Source organism: Pseudoxanthomonas jiangsuensis (assembly GCF_010093185.1).
Taxonomy (GTDB): Bacteria; Pseudomonadota; Gammaproteobacteria; order Xanthomonadales; family Xanthomonadaceae; genus Pseudoxanthomonas; species Pseudoxanthomonas jiangsuensis.
This window is the reverse complement of sequence record NZ_PDWL01000006.1, coordinates 100397-125689: the sequence shown is the minus strand read 5'-3', so window position 1 is coordinate 125689 and position 25293 is coordinate 100397. Positions and strand designations below refer to the sequence as shown.

19 protein-coding genes are annotated in these 25293 nt (G+C 72.3%); 12 read left to right on the top strand and 7 right to left on the bottom strand.

Annotation, left to right across the window (positions count from 1 at the left end):
* The first annotated feature begins 44 nt into the window (after positions 1-44).
* From CSC62_RS05835 to CSC62_RS05825, 3 genes are all read left to right on the top strand, one after another.
* Positions 45-1865, top strand: coding sequence for an SLC13 family permease (locus tag CSC62_RS05835; protein ID WP_162405228.1), 1821 nt, complete (start codon positions 45-47; stop codon positions 1863-1865).
* A 63-nt stretch (positions 1866-1928) separates the two neighbouring features.
* Positions 1929-4175: a DNA topoisomerase IV subunit A gene (parC, locus tag CSC62_RS05830; RefSeq protein WP_162405227.1), complete on the top strand. Its 2247-nt coding sequence runs from the start codon at positions 1929-1931 to the stop codon at positions 4173-4175.
* Between the two features lie 26 nt (positions 4176-4201).
* Positions 4202-4858, top strand: coding sequence for a thiopurine S-methyltransferase (locus tag CSC62_RS05825; RefSeq protein ID WP_162405226.1), 657 nt, complete (start codon positions 4202-4204; stop codon positions 4856-4858).
* Between the two features lie 9 nt (positions 4859-4867).
* Here CSC62_RS05825 and bfr read toward each other — a convergent pair whose 3' ends face one another.
* Positions 4868-5359 carry a bacterioferritin gene (gene bfr / locus CSC62_RS05820; protein WP_162405225.1) on the bottom strand — a complete coding sequence of 164 codons (492 nt, stop codon included), beginning with the start codon at positions 5357-5359 and terminating at the stop codon, positions 4868-4870.
* 192 nt (positions 5360-5551) lie between these two features.
* On the opposite strand from bfr, the gene CSC62_RS05815 reads away from it, so the two are divergent.
* Positions 5552-7906, top strand: coding sequence for a penicillin acylase family protein (locus CSC62_RS05815; RefSeq protein WP_162405224.1), 2355 nt, complete (start codon positions 5552-5554; stop codon positions 7904-7906).
* Between the two features lie 190 nt (positions 7907-8096).
* Here CSC62_RS05815 and asnB read toward each other — a convergent pair whose 3' ends face one another.
* On the bottom strand, positions 8097-9791 hold the full coding sequence (asnB, locus tag CSC62_RS05810) for an asparagine synthase B (protein WP_162405223.1): 1695 nt from the start codon (positions 9789-9791) through the stop codon (positions 8097-8099).
* Positions 9792-10263: 472 nt separating this feature from the next.
* Here asnB and CSC62_RS05805 point away from each other — a divergent pair, with 472 nt between their 5' ends.
* Entirely contained in the window at positions 10264-11856 is a 1593-nt protein-coding gene (locus CSC62_RS05805) for an ABC1 kinase family protein (protein WP_162405267.1), read from the top strand.
* A gap of 11 nt (positions 11857-11867) precedes the next feature.
* Here CSC62_RS05805 and dapE read toward each other — a convergent pair whose 3' ends face one another.
* From dapE to map, 5 genes are read right to left on the bottom strand one after another with little or no spacing between them, the layout of a single operon-like run.
* Positions 11868-12998 carry a succinyl-diaminopimelate desuccinylase gene (gene dapE / locus CSC62_RS05800; RefSeq protein WP_162405222.1) on the bottom strand — a complete coding sequence of 377 codons (1131 nt, stop codon included), beginning with the start codon at positions 12996-12998 and terminating at the stop codon, positions 11868-11870.
* A gap of 13 nt (positions 12999-13011) precedes the next feature.
* Positions 13012-13368: a Spx/MgsR family RNA polymerase-binding regulatory protein gene (locus CSC62_RS05795; protein WP_162405221.1), complete on the bottom strand. Its 357-nt coding sequence runs from the start codon at positions 13366-13368 to the stop codon at positions 13012-13014.
* A 4-nt stretch (positions 13369-13372) separates the two neighbouring features.
* Positions 13373-14278 (bottom strand): 2,3,4,5-tetrahydropyridine-2,6-dicarboxylate N-succinyltransferase, encoded by a 906-nt coding sequence (dapD, locus tag CSC62_RS05790; RefSeq protein WP_162405220.1) that lies wholly within the window; start codon positions 14276-14278, stop codon positions 13373-13375.
* Entirely contained in the window at positions 14278-16947 is a 2670-nt protein-coding gene (gene glnD / locus CSC62_RS05785) for a [protein-PII] uridylyltransferase (protein WP_162405219.1), read from the bottom strand. The genes dapD and glnD overlap by 1 nt, the downstream gene beginning before the upstream one ends.
* Positions 16948-16955: 8 nt before the next feature.
* On the bottom strand, positions 16956-17735 hold the full coding sequence (gene map / locus CSC62_RS05780) for a type I methionyl aminopeptidase (RefSeq protein ID WP_162405266.1): 780 nt from the start codon (positions 17733-17735) through the stop codon (positions 16956-16958).
* A gap of 336 nt (positions 17736-18071) precedes the next feature.
* On the opposite strand from map, the gene CSC62_RS05775 reads away from it, so the two are divergent.
* The 7 genes from CSC62_RS05775 to rpsB all read left to right on the top strand — a co-directional run bounded on the left by CSC62_RS05775 (position 18072) and on the right by rpsB (position 25156).
* On the top strand, positions 18072-18578 hold the full coding sequence (locus CSC62_RS05775; RefSeq protein WP_162405218.1) for a Csu type fimbrial protein: 507 nt from the start codon (positions 18072-18074) through the stop codon (positions 18576-18578).
* 17 nt (positions 18579-18595) lie between these two features.
* Complete coding sequence (locus CSC62_RS05770) at positions 18596-19426, top strand: fimbrial biogenesis chaperone (protein ID WP_162405217.1); 831 nt, start codon at positions 18596-18598, stop codon at positions 19424-19426.
* Positions 19383-21812, top strand: a complete 2430-nt coding sequence (locus CSC62_RS05765) for a fimbria/pilus outer membrane usher protein (RefSeq protein WP_211368937.1) — start codon at positions 19383-19385, stop codon at positions 21810-21812. The genes CSC62_RS05770 and CSC62_RS05765 overlap by 44 nt, the downstream gene beginning before the upstream one ends.
* Positions 21809-22810, top strand: coding sequence for a Csu type fimbrial protein (locus CSC62_RS05760; RefSeq protein ID WP_162405215.1), 1002 nt, complete (start codon positions 21809-21811; stop codon positions 22808-22810). Before CSC62_RS05765 ends, CSC62_RS05760 begins: the two co-directional genes overlap by 4 nt.
* Before the next feature lie 162 nt (positions 22811-22972).
* Positions 22973-23281, top strand: a complete 309-nt coding sequence (locus tag CSC62_RS05755; RefSeq protein WP_162405214.1) for a hypothetical protein — start codon at positions 22973-22975, stop codon at positions 23279-23281.
* Positions 23281-24009: a fimbrial biogenesis chaperone gene (locus CSC62_RS05750; protein WP_162405213.1), complete on the top strand. Its 729-nt coding sequence runs from the start codon at positions 23281-23283 to the stop codon at positions 24007-24009. The genes CSC62_RS05755 and CSC62_RS05750 overlap by 1 nt, the downstream gene beginning before the upstream one ends.
* A 322-nt stretch (positions 24010-24331) precedes the next feature.
* Positions 24332-25156, top strand: coding sequence for a 30S ribosomal protein S2 (gene rpsB / locus CSC62_RS05745; RefSeq protein WP_162405212.1), 825 nt, complete (start codon positions 24332-24334; stop codon positions 25154-25156).
* The last annotated feature ends 137 nt before the right edge of the window (positions 25157-25293 follow it).

The window sequence follows — 25293 nt, the reverse complement described above, 5'->3', positions numbered from 1 at the left end:
CATGCGCGGGCCACCCCACTTCCCGGCCACGCCACACTCCGCCCATGGAGCCGCAGCAGATCGTCTTCCTCGCCATCCTCGCCACCGCGCTGGCGCTGTTCGTCAGCGGCCGGATGCGGGTGGACGTGGTGGCCATGCTCACCCTGCTGACCCTCACGTTCACCGGGATCCTCGATGCGCGGCAGGCGCTGGCCGGCTTCTCCAGCGAGCCGGCGATCATCGTGGCCGCCGTGTTCGTGCTCTCGGCCGGGCTGTCGGCCACCGGCATCACCGACCGCATGGGCGCGGCGATCGGCCGCGCGGCCGGCGGCAGCGAGTGGCGCACGATCGCGGTGGTGATGCCGGCCACCGCCGCGCTGGCGGCGTTCTCGCACCACGTCATGGTCACGGCGATGATGCTGCCGATCCTGATGCGGCTGGCGCGCGAGCAGAAGCTGGCCGCCTCGCGGCTGCTGATGCCGATGTCGCTGGCCGCCTCGCTCGGCACCACCCTGACCCTGTTCAGCGCCCCGGCCTTCCTGCTGGCCGGCGACCTGCTCAAGCGCGCCGGCGGCGAAGGCCTGGACATCTTCGCCATCACCCCGATCGGCGCGGCGCTGGTGGCCCTGGGCACGGCCTACATGCTGCTCGGGCGCTGGCTGCTGCCCAAACGCGAGGGCGAGGCCCAGCAGGCCGACTACCTGCGCCTGGAGCGCTACTACACCGAGCTGCTGGTGGAGCGCGACTCGCCCTGGATCGGCCGCACCCGCGGCGAGTTCGAGCAGGCCTTCGCCGAGCGCCTGCAGGTGGTGGACTGGCTGCGCCACGGCATGCGCCGCCGGCGCCAGGCCGGGGACAGCCCGCTGGCCGCCGGCGACGTGCTGCTGGTGCGCGCCTCGCCCGACGAGATCGCCTCGATCAAGGACGAGCCCGGCCTTGTCCTGCACGCGGTGGCCAAGTACGGCGACAAGCCGCGCGAGGCCGGCCAGGCCGAGCTGCTGGGCGAGGAGCAGCTGGTCCAGGCGGTGGTCGCCCCGCACTCGGAATTCATCGGCCGCAGCGTGAGCGACATCGATTTCCTGCGCACCCTGGGCGTGGTCGTGGTCGGGCTGTGGCGGCGCGAGGGCTGGCTGCATGGCGAGCTGTCGGAGATGCGCCTGGAGGAAGGCGACCTGCTGGTGCTGTGGGGCCGGCAGCCGGAGTTCGAGACCCTGGCCGCGCATCACGGCTTCCTGATGCTGATGCCGTTCCAGGGCCGGGAGAAGCCGCGCCGGCGCGCGCCCCTGGCGCTGGCGATCATGGTCGCCACCGTCGCCGCAGCGGCCACCGAACTGCTGCCGCCGCAGATCGCGTTCCTGGCCGGCGCGGTGGCCATGGTCCTGTGCCGCTGCGTGCCGATCGAACAGGCCTACCAGCAGATCGACGTGCGCATCTTCGTGATGATCGCCGGCGTCATTCCGCTGGGCATCGCCATGGAACAGAGCGGCACCGCCCGGCTGGTCGCCGACCTGCTGATGGCCCACGCCGCGCACTGGCCAGTGTTCGTGCTTCTGCTGGTGATGTTCGGCGTGGCCGCCCTGCTGACCCAGATCCTGTCGGACGCGGCCACCACCGTGCTGCTGGCCCCGATCGCCCTGGCCGTGGCCCAAGGCCTGGAGCTTTCGCCGACGCCGTTCGTGGTCTGCACCGCGATGGGCGCGGTGGCCTCATTCCTGACCCCGATCGGCCACCACGGCAACCTGCTGATCCTCAATCCCGGCCAGTACACCTTCGGCGACTTCCTGCGGGTGGGCGTGCCGCTGACCGCCGCGATCGCCCTGGCCACGGCCTGGATGGCGCGCTGGCTGTGGCTGGGCGGGCCGCTGTGGCCGGCCCTGGGCGGCTGAACCCGGAACAGCGCCGCGGCCCGGACGGGTAGAATCGCCGGCCTGTCCCGCAGTTCCGCCACGATGACCGAAACCATCCGCCCCACCTTCCACGGCTTCGAACAGATCCCCCTGCGCGAGTACGCCGAGCGCGCCTATCTGGACTATTCGATGTACGTGGTGCTGGACCGCGCCCTGCCGTTCATCGGCGACGGGCTCAAGCCGGTGCAGAGGCGCATCGTCTACTCGATGAGCGAGCTGGGCCTGAACGCGGCGGCCAAGCCGAAGAAATCCGCGCGCACCGTCGGCGACGTGATCGGCAAGTACCACCCGCACGGCGACTCGGCCTGCTACGAGGCGCTGGTGCTGATGGCCCAGCCGTTCTCCTACCGCTACCCGCTGATCGAGGGCCAGGGCAACTTCGGCTCGACCGACGACCCCAAGTCGTTCGCGGCCATGCGCTACACCGAGTCCAAGCTCACCCCGATCGCCGAGGTCCTGCTGGGCGAGCTGGGCCAGGGCACGGTGGACTGGACCCCGAACTTCGACGGCACCCTGGACGAGCCGAGCTGGATGCCGGCGCGGCTGCCGCACCTTTTGCTCAACGGCACCACCGGCATCGCGGTGGGCATGGCCACCGACGTGCCGCCGCACAACCTCAACGAGGTCGTCAGCGCCTGCGTGCGCCTGCTCGACGACCCGGAGGCCAGCGTCGCCGACCTGTGCGAGCACGTGCGCGGCCCGGACTACCCGACCGCCGCCGAGATCATCACCCCGGCCGCCGACCTGCGCACGCTGTACGAGACCGGCCAGGGCAGCGTCCGCGCCCGCGCCACCTGGACCAAGGAGGCCAGCGGCAACTTCGTGGTCACCGCCCTGCCCTACCAGGTCTCCCCGTCCAAGGTGATCGAGCAGATCGCCGCGCAGATGCGCGCCAAGAAGCTGCCGTGGCTGGAGGACATCCGCGACGAGTCCGACCACGCCAACCCGGTGCGGGTGGTGCTGGTGCCGCGCTCCAACCGGGTGGACGCCGAACAGCTGATGGGCCACCTGTTCGCCACCACCGACCTGGAGCGCAGCTACCGGGTCAACCTCAACGTGATCGGCCTGGACGGCAAGCCGGCGGTCAAGAACCTGCGCACCCTGCTGGAGGAGTGGCTGAGGTTCCGCACCGACACCGTCGCCCGCCGGCTGAAGCACCGCCAGGAGAAGGTCGAGCGCCGCCTGCACCTGCTGGAAGGCCTGCTGGTGGCCTTCCTCAACCTGGACGAGGTGATCCGGATCATCCGCACCGAGGACGAGCCGAAGGCGGCGCTGATCGCGCGCTTCGAGCTGTCCGAGGATCAGGCCGACTACATCCTCGAGACCCGGCTGAAGCAGCTGGCGCGCCTGGAGGAGATGAAGATCCGCGGCGAGCAGGACGAGCTGGCCAGGGAACTGGAGCGGATCGTCGCCATCCTCGGCAGCGCGGCCAGGCTGAAGAAGCTGGTCAAGGACGAGCTGCTGGCCGATGCGAAAAAGTTCGGCGACGAGCGCCGCTCGCCGCTGGTCCAGCGCGGCGCCGCCCAGGCGATCGACGAGACCGAGCTGGTGCCGTCCGAGCCGGTGACCGTGGTCCTGTCGGAGAAGGGCTGGATCCGCGCGGCCAAGGGCCACGACGTGGACGCGGCCGGCCTGTCCTACCGCGAAGGCGACGGCCTGCTGGCGGCGGTGCGCGCGCGCAGCACCTGGCAGGTGGCCTTCCTCGACTCGCAGGGCCGCAGCTATTCCACCGCCGCGCACAGCCTGCCCTCGGCGCGCGGCAACGGGGAGCCGCTGACCGGGCGCTTCTCGCCGGCCGCCGGCGCCGCCTTCCAGGCCATGGCCAGCGGCGAGAACGAGGCCCGCTTCGTGCTGGCGTCCTCGCACGGCTACGGCTTCGTCACCCGCTTCGAGAACCTCACCGGCCGCAACAAGGCCGGCAAGGCGCTGCTCAACCTGACCCCGAACGCGGCGGTGCTGCAGCCGGCGGCCGTGGCCGGCGTGGAGACCGACCGGATCGTGGCGGTGACCAGCGCCGGGCACCTGCTGGCGATCCCGGCCGCCGAGCTGCCCGAGCTGGACAAGGGCAAGGGCAACAAGCTGATCGACATCCCCAAGGCCAAGCTGGCGACCGAGCGGGTGGTCGCGGTGGCCGCGGTCGCGCCCGGGCAGAGCCTGCAGGTGCGCAGTGGCCAGCGCACCATGACCCTCTCGTTCAAGGAACTGGACGCCTACCTCGGTGCGCGCGCCACCCGCGGCGGGCTGCTGCCGCGCGGCTGGCAGAAGGTGGACGGGCTGGCGGTCGAGTAAGGCGGATCACGGCACCGGAGCGGAAGATGGACGCGGATTTCTGGTTGCAGCGCTGGAACGAAGGCAGGACCGCCTTCCACCAGGACAAGGTCATGCCGCTGCTGGAAAAGCACTGGCCGGCGCTGGGCCTGGCCGCCGACAGCCGGGTGTTCGTGCCGCTGGCCGGCAAGACCCTGGACATGCACTGGCTGGCCGCGCAGGGGCACGAAGTGCTCGGCTGCGAGCTGTCGCCGCTGGCGGTGGACGCGTTCTTCGCCGAAGCCGGCCTGGCGCCCGAGGTCTCCACCGACGCCGACGGCATCCACCACCGCGCCGGCCCGCTCGACCTGGTGCGCGGCGACGTGTTCGCCCTGTCCGCCGGCCTGCTCGGCACGGTCGCCGCGGTCTACGACCGCGCCGCGATCATCGCCCTGCCGCCGCCGATGCGCGCGCGCTACGTGGCCGAGGTCTACGGCCGCCTGCCGGCCGGCAGCCGCGGCCTGCTGATCACCCTGGAGTACCCGCAGGCCGAGAAGGACGGGCCGCCGTTCTCGGTGGACGAGGCCGAGGTGCGGCGGCTGTTCGCCCCGGGCTGGGACGTGGATCTGCGGGAACGGCGCGACATCCTCGACCAGGAGCCGCGCTTCCGCGATGAGGGCGTGACCGCGCTGTCCACCGCGGTCTATCGCCTGACGCGGCGGTAGGAGCCGGCCTCAGCCGTGCGCCGGGCCGCCGACGCCGGCGATCTTGGACAGCTGATAGTTCTCCAGGCCGATCCGCTTGATCAGGCCCAGCTGCTGCTCCAGCCACCAGGCATGGTCTTCCTCGGTGTCCTTGAGCTGGGCCAGCAGCATGTCGCGGCTGACGTAGTCCTGCTTCTCCTCGCACAGCTTCATCCCCGCGGCGAGGTTGGCGCGGACCTGGTACTCGATCTGCAGGTCGGCCTCGAGCATCTCCACCACCGTCCTGCCGGGGACGAAGGCGTGCGGGCGCATGTCCGGGTCGCCTTCCAGGAACAGGATCCGGCGCAGGATCGCGTCGGCGTGCTCGGTCTCTTCCTGCATCTCGTGGCTGATGCGCTCGTACAGCGCCTTCAGGCCCTGGTCCTCGTAGCGGCGCGAGTGCAGGAAATACTGGTCGCGCGCGGCCAGCTCGCCGCGCAGCAGCTCCTTCAGGCAGTCGATGACGTCAGGGTGGCCTTTCATGCGGGGAACTCCGGGAACAGGAAACGGGCGCAGTGTGCCGCAGCCGCGGGCAGGGTGTTTCAATCGGAATCAGTCGCAATCGCGGCCGCATCCTGACCCCGGCCCGGCCTTACCCGCCCGCCTTACCCGTCGCCGCCACCGTCCCGCCACGGTCGCCGCCTAGAATGAGCCGGTCCTTCCGGGGGAACGGCCATGCTCAAGTGGACCCGGCGCGTCCTGCTCGCGCTGCTGGCGATCGTCCTGCTGTCCGCGCTGGCCGCCTGGTGGTTGCTGCGCGGCAGCCTGCCCGTGCTCGACGGCGAACAGGCCCTGCCCGGCCTGGCTGCGCCGGTCTCGATCCAGCGCGACGCCCTCGGCGTGGTCACCATCGACGCGTCCAGCCAGGACGACGCGCTGCGCGCCCTGGGCTACGTCCATGCGCAGGAACGCTATTTCGAGATGGACCTGATGCGGCGCAGCGCCGCCGGCGAACTGTCGGCGCTGTTCGGCGCGATCGCGCTGCCGCTGGACCGCGAGCGCCGCGTCCACCGACTGCGCGCGCGGATCGAAGGCCGCCTGGCCGAGACCCTGGGCGCCGACGCGCCGCAGATGCAGGCCTACGTGGCGGGCGTCAACGCCGGGCTCGGCGCCCTGCGCACCCGGCCCTGGCCCTACCTGCTGCTGCGGCAGGCGCCGCAGCCATGGCAGGCCGCCGACTCGGGCCTGGCCGGACACGCGATGTACTTCGACCTGCAGGACTCCGGCAACCGCACCGAGCTGGCGATGCTGCGCATCCGCGGGGCGGTGCCGGCGCCCTTGTACGCCTTGCTGGCCCATGCCGGCAGCAGCTGGGATGCGCCGCTGGAAGGCCAGGCCCTGGGCGATGCGGTGCTGCCGGGCGCCGACGCCCTCGACCTGCGTGGGCTTGCCTCCGCGCCGGCCCCGAAGGACGCGGACGCGCCCGATCCCGCCGACGGCGTGCCGGGCAGCAACAACTTCGCCGTCGCCGGCAGCCTGACCGCGGACGGCCGCGCGATCCTGGCCGACGACATGCACCTGGGCCTGCGCGCGCCCGGCATCTGGTTCCGCGCCCGCCTGCGCTACCCGGACCCGCGCGCACCCGGCGGCCGGGTCGACGTCACCGGCTTCACCCTGCCCGGGCTGCCGGCGGTGATCGCCGGCAGCAACGGCCACGTCGCCTGGGGCTTCACGAATGCCTATGCCGACACCGCCGACTGGGCCCTTTTGCCGGCCGACGCGCCCCTGCGCACCGTGCGCGAGACGATCGAGGTCGCCGGTGCACCCGCGCAGACCCTGGAAGTGCGCGAGAGCGACTGGGGCCCGGTGCTGCACGACACCGCCAACGGCCGCCACCTGGCCCTGCGCTGGGTCGCGCACCTGCCCGGCTCGCTCAACCTGGGCCTGAAGGAGTTCGCCCGCGCCCACGACCTGGACGAGGCCAACCGCTTCGCCGACCGCGCCGGCCTGCCGGCGCAGAACCTGCTGCTGGCCGACCGCCAGGGCCGCATCGCCTGGCGCATCCTCGGCACCCTGCCGGATCGCGCCCCGGGCTGCGCCGAAGGCGTGGAGGCCGCGGCCACGCCTTCGTGCCCGCCGTGGCCGGCGGTCCAGGCCGGCCATCCGGCCCTGCTCGATCCCGCCGACGGCCGCCTGTGGACCGCCAATGCGCGCGTGGCCGGCGGCGCGCAGCTGCAGCGCCTGGGCGACGGCGGCTACGACCTGGGTGCGCGCGCCGGACAGATCCGCGACGGCCTGCGCGCGGGAACGCGCTTCGACGAGCGGGCCTTGCTCGCGATCCAGCTCGATGACCGCGCGCTGTTCCTGCAGCGCTGGTGGCAGCTGCTGCGCGCCACCGCGGAGGGCCAGGACGACCCGGCCCTGCGCCGCCTGGAAGCCGCCAGCCGGCACTGGGACGGCCGCGCCTCGGTCGACTCGGCCAGCTACCGGATCGCGCGCGGCTTCCGCGGGATGGTGCTGGAGCGGGTCCAGGCCGGCCTGCTGGCCCCGGCCCGCGAAGCGCTCGGCGACGACTTCGTCGAACCCTACCTGCCGCAGCTGGAAGGCGTGCTGTGGCCGCTGGTCGAGCAACGCCCGCCGCACCTGCTGCCGCCCGGCCACGCCAGCTGGGACGCGCTGCTGGCCGATGCCGCGCGCGCCCTGGAAAAGGACCTGGCCGCGCAGGGCCCTGCGCTGGAAGAACGCACCTGGGGCGAACGCAACACCGCCGCGATCTGCCACCCGCTGGCGGCCGCGCTGCCGGCGATCGCCCGGCGCTGGCTGTGCATGCCGGCCGATCCCCTGCCGGGCGACAGCCACATGCCGCGGGTACAGGGCCCGTCCTTCGGCGCCTCCGAGCGCATGGTGGTCGCGCCCGGCCACGAGGCCGACGGCATCGTGCACATGCCCGGCGGCCAGAGCGGGCACCTGCTGTCGCCGTTCTGGGGCGCCGGCCACGAGGACTGGGTCGCTGGCCGGCCGACGCCGTTCCTGCCGGGACCGGCGCGGCATACGCTGCGGCTGGCGCCGGAGCCTTCGACGTCCCGTTGACCGTCCCCCTGTAGGAGCCGGTCTTGCCGGCGACCGCCATGGCGAATGCGTCTGCGTGAAACCGGCTGCCATTGAGGCGTCCGCCTCCACGGTCGCCGGCGCTTCTCCACGGACGGATGTCCGGTCTCCCGGCTCCTACAAGGGGGTCAGCGCCTGCAGCCACGGCGACGCGGCTGCAGGCGCGTGCCGCTCAGCCGGCCAGGGCCTGCTCGTGCACGCCCGCCACAGCGCGGCCGGACGGGTCGGCCATCTTGGCGAAGCTGGCGTCCCAGGCGATCGCCGCCGGCGAGGAGCAGGCGATCGACTTGCCGCCCGGCACGGTCTCGGCTGCAGCGGGCGTCGGGTAGAAGCGCTCGAACACCGAACGGTAGAAATAGGCTTCCTTGGTCTGCGGCGGATTGACCGGGAAGCGCTTGTCGGCCGCGGCCAGCTCGCGGTCGGACACCTGCGCCTCGGCGTGCGCCTTCAGCCCGTCGATCCAGCCGTAGCCGACGCCGTCGCTGAACTGCTCCTTCTGCCGCCACAGGATCTGCTCGGGCAGGTAGCCGTCGAAGGCCTGGCGCAGCACGCCCTTCTCCATCCTCTGCGGGCCGGCCTGGCCCTTGTGCACCATCTTGTGGCTGGCATCCATGCGCATGGCCACGTCCAGGAACTCGCGGTCCAGGAACGGCACCCGCGGCTCCACGCCCCAGGCCATCATCGACTTGTTGGCGCGCAGGCAGTCGAAGTTGTTGAGCGCGTCGAGCTTGCGGATCAACTCCTCGTGGAACTCGCGCGCGTTCGGCGCCTTGTGGAAATAGAGATAACCGCCGAACACCTCGTCGCTGCCCTCGCCGCTGAGCACCATCTTCACCCCCATCGCCTTGATCCGGCGCGCCAGCAGGAACATCGGGGTGGAGGCGCGGATGGTGGTGACGTCGTAGGTCTCGATGTGGCGGATCACCTCGGGCAGCGCGTCCAGGCCTTCCTCGAAGGTGTATTCGAAGCCGTGGTGGACGGTGCCCAGGGCCTGCGCGGCGACCTCGGCCGCGGCCAGGTCGGGCGAACCCTTGAGGCCGATGGCGAACGAATGCAGGCGCGGCCACCAGGCCTCGGACTTGTCGCCGTCCTCGATCCGGTGGCGGGCATAACGCGCGGCCACCGCGGCCACCAGCGAGGAATCCAGGCCGCCGGACAGCAAAACGCCGTAGGGCACGTCGGTCATCAGCTGGCGATGGACGGCGGCCTCGAAGGCCTCGCGCAGCTCGGTCGGCGAGACCTCCACGCCTTCCACCGCGGCGTAGTCGCGCCACGGCCGCTCGTAGTACTTCGTCAGCTCGCCGGTGGCGGTGTCGTACCAGTGGCCGGGCGGGAACTGGGCCACGTCCGCGCACTCGTCCACCAGCGGCTTCATTTCCGAGGCCACCCGCAGGCGGCCTTCCTTGTCGTGGCCCCAGTACAAAGGCACCACGCCGATCGGATCGCGGGCGATGATCGCCCGGCCCTTGGCCTTGTCCCACAGGGCGAAGGCGAAGATGCCGTTGAGCCGGTTGAGGAACGAGGCCGGCTCGTCTTCCAGGTACAGGGCGTTGATCACCTCGCAGTCCGATTCGGTCTGGAACGCGTAGGCCTGCTTCAGCTCGCCCTTGAGCGGCTTGTGGTTGTAGATCTCGCCGTTGACCGCCAGCGCCAGGCGGCCGTCCTGCGACAGCAGGGGCTGGGAGCCGCCGGCCGGATCGACGATGGCCAGGCGCTCGTGGACCAGGATCGCGCCGTCGTCGACGTACACGCCGCTCCAGTCCGGGCCGCGGTGGCGCTGCCTCTGCGACAGGTCCAGCGACTGCCGGCGCAGGCCGGGCAGGTCATCGCCCGGCTGCAGGCCGAAGATGCCGAAGATCGAACACATGGGAAAACTCCTGGGTGTGGGTGGTGTTACGGATTGGCGCGTGCATCGCGGCCATGCATTGGCACTTCCCGGACACAAAAAAACCCGCATCGGCCGATGCGGGTTTCCGGTTCGTCCAGGCTGTGCCGCTTATGCCTGGTCGCGCCCCCGCATCGGCCGCGCACGGTTATTGACCGCAATATTGTTGCGGTTCGAATTGGCCGGGTTGGCGCGGAGGACAGAAAGCATGGGCCGACACTAACCCGCCCCGGGAGCGCCGCGCAACCGTTGCCTGGGCAACTGACGCCCCCCTCACGCAGACCGGCCAATACTGCCGCCGCCTGCAGCCGCGACGGCCCGTGCCGCTACGACGCGCCGCTGCAACACGCAGACCGCACAGGGGAGAGCCGCCTTGCCCGACACCACCCAGCGCCTGGCCCGTACCGCCCAGGTCGTCGCCCGCCTCGCCCGCCACCGGCGGATCCTCACCGGCATGGACTGGAGCCATGCGCCGCCGGTCGAGCCGACCATCGCCGACGCCTCCGGCATCGCCGAGGCCCAGGCCTTCGCCGCCGACCTGGAATCGCTGGGGCCGGCCTTCATCAAGCTCGGCCAATCGCTGTCCACCCGCCCGGACCTGGTGCCGGCGGCCTACATCGACGCCCTGGACCGGATCCAGGACGAGGTCGCGCCGGTCGACACCACGGTTGTGGAGAAGATCGTCGAGGAGGAACTGGGCGCAAGGATCGGGCGCCTGTTCGCCTCCTTCGATCCGGTGCCGCTGGCCGCCGCCTCGCTGGCCCAGGTGCACCGCGCGGTGCTGCGCGACGGCCGCGAGGTCGCGGTCAAGGTGCAAAGGCCGGGCATGGATCAGGCGATCCGTCTGGACCTGGAGGTGCTGGCCGGCCTGGCCGGCACCGCCGACGCGCTGACCGAGACCGGCCGCCGCCTGCACTTCGCCGACTGGATCGCCGAGTTCCGCAAGATCCTCTTGCTGGAGCTGGATTACCGGCGCGAGGCCGAGAACCTGGAACGCTTCCGCGAGCGCCTGTCCGCGTATCCGCAGCTGTACGTGCCGGCGCCGGTCTGGGGCCTGTGCACCTCGCGGGTGTTGACCATGGAGCTGGTCCACGGCCAGAAGGTGACCGCGGTCTCCGGCCTGCGCCGCACCGAGCTGGACCTGGCCACCCCGGCGGCCGAGCTGATGCGCGCCTACCTGGACCAGGTGTTCGTGAACGGCGACATCCACGCCGATCCGCATCCGGGCAATGTCCTGTTGTGCGACGACGGGCGGCTGGCGCTGATCGACCTGGGCATGGTCGCGCAGGTGCCGCCGCGGATGCGCGAGCGCCTGCTCAAGCTGCTGTTCGCCGCGGTGGACGCGCGCGGCGAGGACGTGGCCCGCGAACTGGTGGCGATCGGCACCCGCCTGGAGCAGTTCGACGAGACCGCGTTCGCGCGCGACACCGGCCAGCTGGTGGCGCGCTACGCCACCGGCGGCCGCCGCACCTCGGAAGGACGGCTGCTGCTGGACCTGGTCGGCTGCGCGGCCGAGCGCGGGCTGCGGGTGCCGGCCGAGATCAGCCTGCTGGGCAAGACCCTGCTCAACCTGGAGCGGGTGGCCGACGCCCTGGACCCGCAGATGGACGTGCGCGCGCTGGTGGAGTCGCACCTGGAATCGATCATGCGCGCGCAGCTGCGGCGCTCGTTCTCCAGCGCCAACCTGGCCGGCGAGCTGCTGGAGGTGCAGGGTCTGCTGCGCGACGCGCCGCGCAAGCTGTCCGACGCCCTGTCGCTGATCGCCGAGAACCGGCTGCAGATCCGCCTGGACGGGCTGGAGCATTCGCGGCTGATGGAGAACATGCAGAAGATCGCCAACCGGATCGCCGCGGCGGTGGTGACCGCGGCGCTGCTGGTCTCCTCGGCGATGCTGATGCGGGTGGACACGCCCACCCACCTGTTCGGCTACCCGGCGCTGGCGGTGGGGCTGTTCCTGATCGCCAGCGTGCTGGGCCTGGCGATCGCCCTCAGCGCGCTCCTGCGCGACCGCAAGGCGCGGCCGAACGAGCAGCACGGGCCGCATTGAGCCTGCGGCGCCTACAGGAGCAGGCGTTCGACCAGTTGCAGGTAGAGCTCGGGCAAGGCCTCCAGGTCGGCGACGGCGACGTGTTCGTCGACCTGGTGGATGCTGGCGTTGACCGGTCCGACCTCGATGCACTGCGCGCCCAGCGGAGCGATGAAGCGCGCATCGGAGGTGCCGCCGCCGGTGCTTTCCTCCGGCCGCGCGCCGGCGAAGCGGCCCAGCACCTCGCGCGCCACCGCGCGCAGCCGGCCTTCCGGGGTGTAGAACGGCTCGCCGCTGCGGTGCCAGCGCAGCGCGTACTCGAGGCCGTGCCGGTCCAGCAGCGCGGCGATCTCCGCCTCCAGCTTGGGCGCGTCCCAGTGCGGGTTGTAGCGCAGGTTGAACAGCACCTGCAGTTCGCCGGGGATGACGTTGTTGGCGCCGGTGCCGGCGTGGATGTTGCTGACCTGCAGGCTGGTCGGCGGGAAGCTTTCGTAGCCCCCGTCCCAGACCCGGGCGGTCAGTTCGGCCAGCGCCGGCGCGGCCAGGTGGATCGGATTGCGCGCCTTGTGCGGGTAGGCGACGTGGCCCTGCACGCCCTTGATGGTCAGCGTCGCCGACAGGCTGCCGCGGCGGCCCACGCGCAACAGGTCGCCCAGTCTCGCGGTGGAGGACGGCTCGCCGGTGATGCACCAGTCGATCCGCTGGCCGCGCTCGCGGAAGGTCTGCGCGACCCGGCGCACGCCGTCGATCGCGTCGCCCTCCTCGTCGGAGGTCAGCAGCAGGGCCAGGGTGCCGGGGTGGTCGGGATGGGCGGCGGCGAAGCGCTCGGCGGCGACCACGAACGCGGCCACCCCGGACTTCATGTCGGCCGCGCCACGGCCGTAGAGCACGCCGTCGCGGATGTCCGGCGCGAACGGGTCGCTGGTCCAGGCCTCGCGCGGACCGGGCGGGACCACGTCGGTATGGCCGAGCAGGACCAGCACCGGCCCCTCGCCGCTGCCGTGGGTGGCCCAGAGGTTGTCGACCTGGCCGTAGCGCAGGTGCTCGCAGGCGAAGCCGGCCTGGCGCAGGCGCCCGGCGATCAGCGCCTGGCAGCCGGCGTCGTCCGGGGTGACCGAAGCGCGCGCGATCAGGTCGCAGGTGAGGTCGAGCACGTCGCTCATCGGCCGCCCGCCCTCAGCCCACGCCGAACAGCTTCTTGAAGCCATTGTCGGAAAAGCCCTGGCTGAAGCTGCCGTCGTCCTTCACCACCACCGGCCGCCGCACCAGCTGCGGGTGCTCGCGCAGCAGCAACTTCCACTCGGCCTCGCTGCCGGGCGCCTTGCGGCTCTCCGGCAGCTGCCGCCAGGTGGTCGAGGACTTGTTGACCAGGGCATCGAAGCCGCCGGCCTTGCCCGCCCATTCCACCAGCGTCTCCGGCGCGGGCTTGTGCTCGCGGTAGTCGACGAAGGCGTAGGCCACGCCGAAGCGGTCCAGCCACCTGGTCGCCTTCTTGCAGGTGTCGCAGTTATTGAGGCCGTAGACCGTGGTCATGCCGTTACCCGCGCAGCAGGTCGTTGATGCTGGTCTTGGCCCGGGTCTTGGCGTCGACCTGCTTGACGATCACCGCGCAGTACAGCGAGTGGCTGCCGTCGGCGGCCGGCAGCGAGCCGGACACCACCACGCTGCCCGGCGGCACGTAGCCGTAGCTGACCTCGCCGGTGGCGCGGTTGTAGATGCGGGTGGACTGGCCGATGAACACGCCCATGCCGATCACGCTGTGGTGGCCGACCACCACGCCCTCGACCACCTCCGAGCGGGCGCCGATGAAGCAGTGGTCCTCGACGATAGTGGGGCTGGCCTGCAAGGGCTCGAGCACGCCGCCGATGCCGGCGCCGCCGGAGATGTGGCAGTGCTTGCCGACCTGGGCGCAGGAACCGACCGTGGCCCAGGTGTCGACCATGGTGCCCTCGCCCACGTGCGCGCCGATGTTGACGAAGCTCGGCATCAGCACCACGTCCTTGCCGAAGCAGCTGCCGCGGCGGGCCACGGTGCCGGGGACCACGCGCACGCCCAGCTTGCGGAACTCGGCCTCGCCGTAGCCCTGGAAGCGCAGCGGCACCTTGTCCCAGAACGGGCCGGGCGCGCCTTCCATCACGGTCATGTCGTTGACCCGGAAGTACAGCAGCACCGCCTTCTTCAGCCACTCGTTGACCTGCCAGCCGCCCTTGCCGTTCGGCTCGGCGACCCGGAACTCGCCCGTCTCCAGGCCGCCGATCACCCGCTCGACCAGCGGCCGGGTCGAGCCGTCGATCTCGTCCAGGGTCAGCGCGGCGCGGCGCTCGAACGCGCTTTCGATCGAGAACTTCAGCTCGGCCAGGCCGGGAACGTCGTGGCCGGCGGCGGCGCGCTTGCGCGGCGCGGCGGCCTTGCGGGCGGGGGTCTTCTTCGGCGTCTGTGCCATCAGCGGGCGGCTCCTTGGGATGTGCTGTCGGGATCCAGCCGGGCGCGCAGCTCGGCGCGCAGGGCGTCCTGCCGGGCGGCGTCCAGCGGCTGGTCGTGTTCGTCGGTGATCTGGAACAGGTCCTCGGCGCGCTCGCCGAAGGTGGCGATGCGCGCGTCGTGCACCCGCAGGCCGCAGGCGCGCAGGGCCTGGGCGACGTCGGCCAGCAGCCCGGGGCGGTCGGGGCAGACCAGCCCGAACAGGCTGCGGCGGCCGTCGGCGGTGGCGTTGAACTCCACCTGCGGCGGGAAGCGGAAGTGGCGCAGCTGCCGCGGCGCGGCCCGACGCGGCGCGCGCACCTGGTCGAGCGAGGTTCCGGACAGTGCCTGGGCCAGGGCCTGCTCGAGCTGGTGCGGGTCGCCGCTGGCGAAGCTGTCGGCCGGCAGCACTTCGAAGGTGTCGAACACGGTGCCATTGGGACCCATCAGCACCCGCGCCTGGTGGATGCCGTAGCCGTGCCGGTCCAGGGTGGCGACGATCGCGGCGAACAGGCCGTCGCGGTCGGGCGAGTGCACGAACACCTCCAGCGCCCCGCCCCGGTCGCAGGACTCGCCGCCGGACTTGCCGTCGATGCGGCGCACCGCCACCCGGGTGTCGCCCTTGCGCACCCGGACCAGCGAGGCGGCCTGCCAGGCCAGCTGCTCGGGGCGGAAGCGCAGGAAACCCTCGTCCGGCATCTCGGCGAACTGGCGCGCGATGGTGGCGTCATCCAGCCCGCGCTCGCGCAGCAGGGCATGGGTCTCCGCGCGCGCCTCGGCCACCCGCGCCTCGGCGTCCACCGGCACCTCCAGGCCTTCGCGCAGCACCCGCCGGGTGGACAGGTAGAGGTCGGCCAGCAGCCGGTCCTTCCAGGCGTTCCACAGCTTGGGGCTGGTCCCGGCGATGTCGGCGCAGGTCAGCAGGTACAGGTAGTCCAGGCGCTCGCGGTCGCCGACCAGGGTGGCGAAGGCGTGCACCACCTCCGGATCGGAGATGTCCTGCTTCTGTGCGGTCACCGACATCCGCAGATGCTGTTCCACCAGCCACACGACCAGGCCGGTATCGGCCTCGCTCAGGCCGTGCGCCCGGCAGAACTCGCGCGCGTCCACCGCGCCCAGTTCGGAATGGTCGCCGCCGCGGCCCTTGGCGATGTCGTGGAACAGGCCGGCCAGCAGCAGAAGCTCCGGCTTGCGCAGCCGCGGCCACACCTCGTGGGCGATGGAGAAGCGCGCGTCGGCCTGGCCGCCAGCGAAGCCAGCCAGGTTCGCCAGCACCATCAGCGTGTGCTGGTCCACGGTGTAGACGTGGAACAGGTCGAACTGCATCCGCCCGGAGACCTGCGCGAACGCCGGCAGGTACTGGCCGAGCACGCCCAGGCGCGCCATCCGGGTCAGGGTCTGGACCGCGCGCGGGCCGCGCATCAGGGCCATGAAGCGCTCGCGCGCGGCCGGCCCGGCGGCGGTGTAGGACGGCAGCCGCGGCAGTGACTCGGCCAGCGCGCGCGCGGTGCGCGAGTGCAGCCCGCGCACCTGCGGGTGCGCCGCCCAAGTCGCGAACAGCGCCAGCACCTCGCGCAGGTCGGCCTCCGGCCAGTACGGTGCGTTGGCGGCCAGGTAGCCGCGGCGCAGGGCGAAGTCCGGGTTCAGCGGCTCGGGCGCGGCCTCGCCGTCGAAGGTCTCCTCGAAGCGCTGCAAAAGCCGGTCGCTGATCCGGCGCACGATCGCCGCGCTGCGGTAGAAGCCCTGCATCATCTTCTCGACGCCCAGGCTGTGGTCGTCGTCGGCGAAGCCCAGGCGCTGGGCCAGGGCCTTCTGGTAGTCGAAGCGCAGCCGCTCCTCCGGCCGCCCGGCCACCAGGTGCAGGCCGAAACGCAGCCGGCCCAGGGCGCGGCGCTCGCGCGCCAGCGCGGCGGCCTCGTCCGGACCGAGCTGGCCCAGGCCGACCACTGCCTCCAGCCCGCGCACGCCGAACGCGCGCAGGGCCATCCAGCCCAGCGTGTGCAGGTCGCGCAGGCCGCCGGGGCCGTCCTTGATGTTGGGTTCGAGGTTGTCGGAGGTGTCGCCGTAGCGCTGGTGGCGCGCGCGCAGTTCTCCGCGCTTGGCCTCGAAGAAGTCGCGCGGCGGCCAGATCCTTTCCGGCGCGATCGCCGCGGCGAGCGCCGCCTGCGCCGCGGCGTCGGCGACCAGCGGCCGCGACTCCAGCAGGGCGGTCATCACCGTCTGGTCGGCCGCCGCCGCGGTGCACTGTTCCGGCGAGCGCACCGCATGCCCCACCGGCAGGCCGACGTCCCAGAGCAGGGCGAAGAACCGCGACAGCTCGGCGTGACGCGCCTCCTGCGCCGACGCATCGCCCAGCACCAGCAGGTCGATGTCCGAACGCGGGAACAGCTCGCCGCGGCCGTAGCCGCCGACCGCGAACAGCGCCAGCGGCGCACCGGCCGGCAGGCACCGCTGCCAGGCCTGGCGCAAAAGCTCGTCGACGGCGCGCGCGCGCAGGGCCAGCAGGCGGTCGATGTCGGCGTCGGGACCGTAACGGCGCGCCAGGCGTGCGTCGGCCTGGCCGAGCACCTCGCGCGCGCGCGCGGCCCAGCCGGCGTCGCTGTCGTCCACCGCGACGGCGGCGGAAGCATCGGGCGGGAACGTGCTGCCCATGCCGGCGCTCACGCCGGAGGCGGCTGCTGGCCCTGCGCCAGGGTCAGCACGTCCACGCCGTCCTCGGTCACCGCGACCATGTGTTCCCACTGCGCCGACAGCTTGCGGTCCTTGGTCACCACGGTCCAGCCATCCGGCAGCACCTTTGTGTAGCGGGTGCCCTCGTTGATCATCGGCTCGATGGTGAAGGTCATGCCCGGCCGCAGCACCAGGCCCTCGCCCGGGCGGCCGTAGTGCAGCACCTGCGGATCGTCGTGGTAGACCTTGCCGATGCCGTGGCCGCAGTACTCGCGCACCACCGAGAAGCGCTCGCCCTCGGCGTAGCTCTGGATCGCGTGGCCGACGTCGCCCAGGGTCGCGCCCGGACGGACCGCGCGGATCCCGCGCCACATCGCCTCGAAGGTCGCGTCCACCAGCCTCTTCGCCATCACCGAGGGCGTGCCGACGTAGTACATCCGGCTGGTGTCGCCGTGCCAGCCGTCCTTGATGACGGTGACGTCGATGTTGAGGATGTCGCCGTCCTTGAGCACCTTGCCCGCGCTGGGAATGCCGTGGCAGATCACGTTGTTGACCGAGGTGCACACGGTCTTGGGATAGCCGCGGTAGCCGACGTTGGCCGGGATCGTGCCCTGTACGTTGACGATGTGCTCGTGGCAGATCCGGTCCAGTTCCTCGGTGGTCACGCCCGGCTTGACGTGCGGCGTGATCATCTCCAGCACCTCGGCGGCCAGGCGGCCGGCGACGCGCATCTTCTCGATTTCTTCGGGGGTCTTCAGGTGCAGGCTCATGCCCGGATTATCGCCCATCCGGCGCCTTCCTGAACGCGTGCTTCCGCGGCCGGCGAGTCCGGGGCGGGAACTTGACGGTTTCCCCCATCGCCTATTCAGCGAGAGATGACCACCTGAACGAGTCACGTCAATAAAGTGACGCGATGCGTCATTTTTCGCCTAGCAGTTCGGCAATACTCCGCGGACTGGGTCACAATAAGCGCATTCAGTCATGTCACGGGACCGTCTGGCGCCTTGAGTTCCCTGGAATGGGGAGCGCCGGATACTTGGCACGGTTCCTGCTCCGACTGCCCGCAACGCATCCCCTGCATCCGCAACGTCACAGGAGCATTCCCGATGAAGCCGTTCGCCAAGCTGTCCCTCGCCGCCGCCCTGTCCGCCGCCGCCCTGGCCGGCAACGCCCACGCCGCCACCGACACCGATACCTTCCAGGTCCTGATCAAGATCACCGAGTCCTGCGAGTTCCGCACCGGCGGCTCGGACGTGGTCTTCCCGGACACCGTCCGCTCGGCGGCCGGCGACGTCACCGCCAACGGCGCCCTGGTGGTGAACTGCACCACCGGCACCCCGTACGCGATCGCCCTCAACCAGGGCGCCAACGGCAGCTCGGTCACCAGCCGCCTGATGAAGCACGCCAGCCTCAACGAGACCATTCCCTACAGCCTGTACCGCGACGCCGCCCTGACCCAGAACTGGGGCGACACCACCGGCACCACCCAGGCCGGCACCGGCGACGGCACCGACCAGACCGTGCCGGTCTACGGCCGCGTGCTGGGCAGCAGCAACGTCAACGTGCCGGCCGGCGACTACGCGGATACCATCACCGCCACCGTCACCTACTGACCGCTGCGCGAGGATCGATGGACCACGCAGGTACCGGCCCGGCCTCCCGGGCGCAAAGGCCGCGCCCGGCGCGCGGCCGCCTCCGCGGCATCGGCTGGCTGCTGGCGGCCGGCCTGGCCTGGACCGGGCCGGCCGCGCAGGCGGCCGACTTGCAGGTCAATCCGATCCTGGTCGAGTTCGCGCCCGGCGAGCGCTCGCAGGCGCTGTGGCTGACCAACACCGGGACCGGGACGCTGCGCGCCCAGGTCCGGGTGTCGCGCTGGACCCAGGGCGACGGCGGCGAGCAGCTCGAGCCCAGCCGCGACCTGGTCGCCAGCCCGGCGATCCTGGAAGTGGCCGCGGGCGAGCAGCAGCTGGTCCGCCTGATCCGCCCGCAGGCCGCGCCCCTGCAGGCCGAAGCCGCCTACCGCCTGACCGTGGACGAGCTGCCGCACGAGCGCGAGCGCGGCCAGGACCCGGGCCTGCAGTTCCTGCTGCGCTATTCCATCCCGGCGTTCGTGCTGGCCGAGGGCACCGGGCCGCTCAGTCCCTCGCGGCAGACCGAGGCCCGCCCGGACACCCGTCCGGCCCTGGCCGCGAGCCTGCAGCCGCACGAGGCGGGCAGCCTGCTGGTGGTCGCCAATCCGGGCCGCCAGCGGGTCCGGCTCAGCGGGCTGGCCTGGGTCGATGGCCAGGGCCAGCGCACCGAGCTGGTTCCCGGCCTGCTGGGCTACGTCCTGGCCGGCCAGCAGATGCAGTGGCCGGTTCCTTTGCCCACCGCCACCACCGCCCGCGGCGGCCAGTTGAGGGTCAGGTTCAATGACGATGCGAGCGACCAGGCCCTGCCGCTGGACGGCGCTGGCCGCTAGCGTCGCCGCGGCCTGCGCGCCCTTCGGATCCCTGGCCGCGCCCGCCGTTCCCGCCTCCCCCGGGCTGTCCAGCCCCTCGACCCTGGACCTGGTCGATGCCGAGGACGACCGCCTGCCCGTGCCGGCAGGGGCCGAGGAGCTGTACCTGGAGGTCTCGCTGAACCAGTCGGTGACCGGCCAGCTGGCGCGCTTCCTGATGCTCGACGGCCGCCTGCACGCCAGCGCCGCGACCCTGCGCGGGCTGGGCCTGCAGTGGCCGGGCAGCGACGACGCCGGCAGCCGCCTGGTCGCGCTGGACGCCATCCCCGGCCTGCAGGCCCGCTACGACGCCGGCCGCCAGCATCTGGCGCTGACCGTGCCGCTGGAGGCCCTGTCGGCCGAACGCGAACATTTCGGCCCGTCCGCCGCGCCGCCGCCACGGGTGGACCCGGCCAGCCGCGCCCCCGGCCTGCTGCTCAACTACGACCTCTACGCCCAGGGCGACGGCGACCACCGCTCGGTCAGCGGCTGGCACGAACTGCGCCTGTTCGGGTTCGGTCCCGGCCTGTGGAGCAACAGCGTGGTCAGCCGCGTCGTCCGCGGCCCGGACACGGACGACAACGACACCGTCCGCCTGGACACCGCCTGGCGGCTGGACCTGCAGGACAGCATGGTGTCCGTGATCGCCGGCGACACCTACACCGGCGCGCTGCAATGGACCCGCCCGACCCGGATCGGCGGCGTGCGGATCGCGCGCGACTTCGCCCTGCAGCCCTACCGGGTGACCACGCCGCTGGCCTCGTTCGCCGGCGAGGCGGCCCTGCCGTCCACGGTGGACCTGTTCATCGACGGCATCCGCCAGTCCAGCCAGCAGGTGCGGCCGGGGCAGTTCCAGATCGACAGCCTGCCGCGGGTCAGCGGCGCCGGCCAGGCGCAGATGGTGATCACCGACATCAACGGCCAGAGCCGGGTGGTCGATTTCAGCCTGTACAGCAGCGCCGAGCTGCTCCAGGCCGGGCTGAGCGACTGGTCGCTGGAGGCGGGCCTGGTCCGGCGCGACTACGGCCTGCGCTCGTTCGCCTATGCCGACGAGCCGATGGCCAGCGCCACCCTGCGCCACGGCGTCAACGACCTGCTCACCGTGGAAGCGCACGCCGAGGGCACCGCCGAGCTGGCCATGGCCGGCGCCGGCGCCCAGGTGATGCTCGGCCGCCGCGGCGGCGTGCTCGACCTGTCGCTGGCCGGCAGCCGCCACGAGGGACGCGCCGGTCGCCAGTACGGCGGCGGCTGGCAGTGGGCCTCGCCGCGCTTCAACCTCGCCCTTTCCAGCCTGCGCCGCGACGCCGCGTTCGCCGACGTGGCCAGCCTGGAGGATTCGCCGCTGGCGCGGCGCAGCGACCGCGCCTTCGCCGGCGTCAGCCTGGGCCGGGTCCAGATCGGCGCCAGCTACCTGCGCCAGGACCGGGCGCAGCAGCCGCGCGCGCGCTACGCCAACCTGTCGCTGTCCTGGCAGTTGCCGCGCGCCGGCTACCTCAGCGTCAACCTCAACCGCGACCTGGAACGCGAAGACAGCGACCACGCCTACCTGTACTGGTCGATGCCGCTGGACCGCCGCACCTCGGTCTCGGCCAGCGCGCGCCACGCGTCCGGCACCGACGGCCTGACCGTGGAGGCCAACCGCAGCGTCGACTACGACCGCGGCGGCTGGGGCTGGCGCGCCCAGGCCAGCGCCGGCGACGCGGCCAGCGCGCAGGCGGAGATCAACCGCCTCGGCGCCCACGGCGAATGGGCCGCCGGCGTCCACCACACCGGCGGCGAAGGCGGCCGCAACACCGGCTATGCCAGCGCCAGCGGCAGCGTCCTGCTGATGCAGGGTCACCTGTTCGGCATGCGCCGGGTCGACGACGCCTTCGCCCTGGTCTCCACCGACGGCATCGCCGACGTGCCGATCCTGCTGGAGAACCGCCTGGTCGGCCGCACCGACGCCCACGGCCTGCTGCTGGTGAGCCGGCTCAACGCCTGGCAGAACAACCGCCTGTCGATCGACCCGCTGCAGGCGCCGGCCGACGTGAGCCTGGGCCGGACCGAGCTGCTGGCCGTGCCCGAGAGCCGCAGCGGCATGCTGGCGCGCTTCCCGATGCGCCCGGTGCTCTCCCTGCAGGTCGGCCTGACCGGTGCGGATGGCCGGCCGCTGGCCGCCGGCAGTCCCGTGTGGCTACACGACGCCGACCCGGCCAGCGCCCCGCCGCTGACCGTGGTCGGTTACGACGGCCTGCTCTACCTCGAGGATCCGCCGGCGGATGCGCGCCTGCGGATCGGCCAGAATGGCGGCTTCTGCGAAGCCACGCTGCCACCGGTGAGCGCCGACCGCGGCCTGGTGGAACTGCAAGGAGTGGTATGCCGATGAACACCACGAGCTGGCCCGCGCCCGCCTGCGTCCGCCGGCCGGCGCCATTCCCGCGCCGGCTGCTGGCGCTGGCCCTGTGCGCGCTGTGCGCATGGCTGCTTCCGGCCGCCGCCCGCGCCCAGACCTGCTGGATCAACAGCTCGCCGACCCTGTCCTTCGGCTCGGCCAACGCCTCGGGCGCCACCGGCAACGGGACCCTGACCTTCATCTGCAACAACTACACCCATGCCACGCTCAGCCACCGGGTGTGCCTGACGATGAACCCGAACACCCCCGGCGGGGTGGCGCCGCGGCGGATGATCAACTGGAGCGTCACCCCCAACGCCTACCTGGACTACGACCTCTACGCCAATCCGTCCCACACCCAGCTGCTCGGCGCCGACGGCAGCGGCCATCCAGTCTTCAGCACGGTGCTGACGATGACCGCCGACGGCCAGGCCAGCGGGTCGATGCAGATCCACGCCAGGCTGCCCGCCGGGCAGACCGTGGCCGCCGGCAACTACGTCAGCCAGATCACCTCGGTGCTGCGCTTCGCATCCCAGGCCGGCGGCACCGCGCCCAGCCCCGAACAGTGCGCGGCCAGCGGCAGCGCCAGCACCCATTACACCGAGGTCCGGACCAGCTTCGCCAACAGCTGCTACATCAGCACCGCCACCGACCTGGACTTCGGCACGGTCACCCGGCTGTCCAGCGCCCGCGAGCAGACCTCCGCCATCAGCCTGCACTGCCCCGCCGGCACCGCCTGGCGGGTGGCGCTGGACAACGGCAGCCATGCCAGCGGCGGCAACCGGCGCATGGCCGGCCCGGGCGGCCACATCGGCTACGAGCTCTACCGCGACAGCGCCCGCACCCAGGCCTGGTCGACCAGTCCCAACGACCGCACCGGCACCGGCGACAACAGCGTCCAGACCCTGGTCGTGTACGGCCGCGTGCCGGCGCAGGCGGTGGCGGCCCCGGGCACCTATTCGGACACGGTCACCGTCACCCTGACCTATTGAGGCCCGCTGCCGGCCGGCACGGACCGCCACGGCCGCCTTCCGTGACCGGGTTGGCAGATCACGTTCCGATCACCGGCCTGGCCGCATCGTCGCCTCAACTTTCGAGGGCATCCGCCGAAAGCGTGACTGAACGCCGAACGTCCTGTCGGCACGGAGTCGCCGATGCGTGCCTGCAAAGTCCTGATCCTGGCTGCCCTGGTCCTGGCAGTCGGCGCCGTGCAGGCCTCCAGCGCGCGCACCACCCTGCGGATCTCGATGACCGTGCTCGAACGCTGCGACATCCGCGCCGCCGACGCCGTCCCCAGCGTGGACTGCAGCGCCGGGATCCCCTGGGCCCTGGCCACGCCGGCCACCGCGGCCATCCCGCCCAGCGCCCTGGTCCAGACCGGCGGCACCTCCCACGCCACGCACCTGCCGGTACCGCACAGCGACGCGGACGACGGCTCGCGGGTGACCACCGTCGTGTTCTGATGGCCGCCCCGAAGCACGCCCGCTGGGGCCTGGCCCTGGCGCTCTGGCTGGGCATCGCGGCCGCCGCCCCGTCCGGCGACCTGCGGATCGAACCGGTCTCGCTGACCCTGGCGCCGGACGCCGGCGCGGCCAGCCTGTGGCTGAGCAACGGCCGCCAGGCGCCGCTGCACGCCCAGGTGCGGATCTTCGCCTGGACCCAGCAGGACGGCGGCGAGGTGCTCGCGGCGACCCGCGACCTGGCGGTCAGTCCGCCCCTGCTCCAGGTTCCCGGGCAGGGACGCCAGCTGGTCCGGGTGGTGCGGCTGGCTCCGGCCGGGCCGGCCACGGAGACCGCCTACCGCCTGATCGTCGACGAACTGCCCGCGGCCGGCGCCACCGATGCCGGCCGGCTGCGCTACTCGATCCCGGTGTTCCTGGCCCCGGCCGCCGCGGTCGCCGGACCGCGGCTGAGCGCCCGGATCGAGGCGGACGGCCGCGGCCAGCGCCACCTGCGGGTGGACAACAGCGGCGACCGCCACGCCCGCATCGCCAACCTCAGCTTCGTCGGCACCGGCGGCCGCGAGTACCTGCTCGCGCCCAACCTGGCCGGCTACGTCCTGCCCGGGCGCTACAAGCACTGGCCGATGCCGGAAGATGCCGGCGAGCCGCCCTACGGCCGCTTCCAGGCCGAGGTCGACGGCACCCCCACCGTGCTGGTGCCGGCCCCGGACCTGTTCGGCGGCCGCTGATCCGCCCGGCCCCGGCCGTTTGCCCGGAACCGGGCCGGCCGCTATACTTCCGCGGCTCTGTCCGTCCCCCGCCTGCCGGGGGACCGCCCACGCCGGGCGCAGGGTGGCCGGTTCTTCCGGCCCCAGGCGAATACACACCTGACGCCCATCCCCGTGCCGGGGTGCCCGTTCCGATCGCAGGAACGGGTTCGGCCACGGAAGCGCCAGGGAGGCCCAACCCCGGAATCGTCGGTGCACGCCCCCGCGGCGCGCACCGGTCCATGTGCGGACTGTCCAAGAAAAGCCGCACACGACGCGATTCCACCATCAGGAGTTACGAGCAATGCCCCAGATCACCATGCGCCAGATGCTGGAAGCCGGCGTCCACTTCGGCCACCAGACCCGCTACTGGAACCCGAAGATGGCCCCGTACATCTTCGGCGCCCGCGGCAAGATCCACATCATCAACCTCGAGAAGACCGTCCCGCTGTTCTCGGACGCGATGAACTTCATCTCGGCCATCGCCCAGAAGCGCGGCACCATCCTGTTCGTCGGCACCAAGCGCAGCGCGCGCGAGGCGATCAAGGAAGAGGCCGAGCGTTGCGGCCAGCCGTACATGACCCAGCGCTGGCTGGGCGGCACCCTGACCAACTTCCGCACCGTCAAGCAGTCCGTTTCGCGCCTGAAGGAGCTGGAAGCGGCCGAGACCGACGGCACCTTCGAGAAGCTGGTCAAGCACGAGGTGCTGGGCCTGCGCCGCGAGCGCGAGAAGCTGCTGGCCTCGCTGGGCGGCATCAAGGAGATGAACCGCCTGCCCGACGCCCTGTTCGTGATCGACATCGGCCACGAGGACATCGCGATCAAGGAAGCCAAGAAGCTCGGCATCCCGGTGATCGCGGTGGTCGACACCAACTACGATCCGGCCCTGGTCGACTACGCCATCCCGGGCAACGACGACGCCATCCGCGCCGTGCAGCTGTACGCCCGCGCCGCCGCCGACGCCGTGCTGGAAGGCAAGGCCGCCGCCCCGCACGCCGCCACCGTGACCGAGGGCGACTTCGCCGAGGCCGAGGACGGCAAGGGCGCGCGCCGCGCTCCGGCCCGCAAGGGCCCGGCCCGCAAGGGCGGCAAGGCCGAGGAAGGCGAGACCGCCGCCGCGGCCGAGTGATCCACCCGGCGGCCGCGTGCGGCCGCCCTCTCCGTGCGGACGGGCGCCCTGCGCCGTCCGCACCGGGGCCTGGCCATGGCGCGCGCCGCGCGCGATGGCCTCCCGCCCCGCTCCGTCGCGACACGGAGCCGAACCCA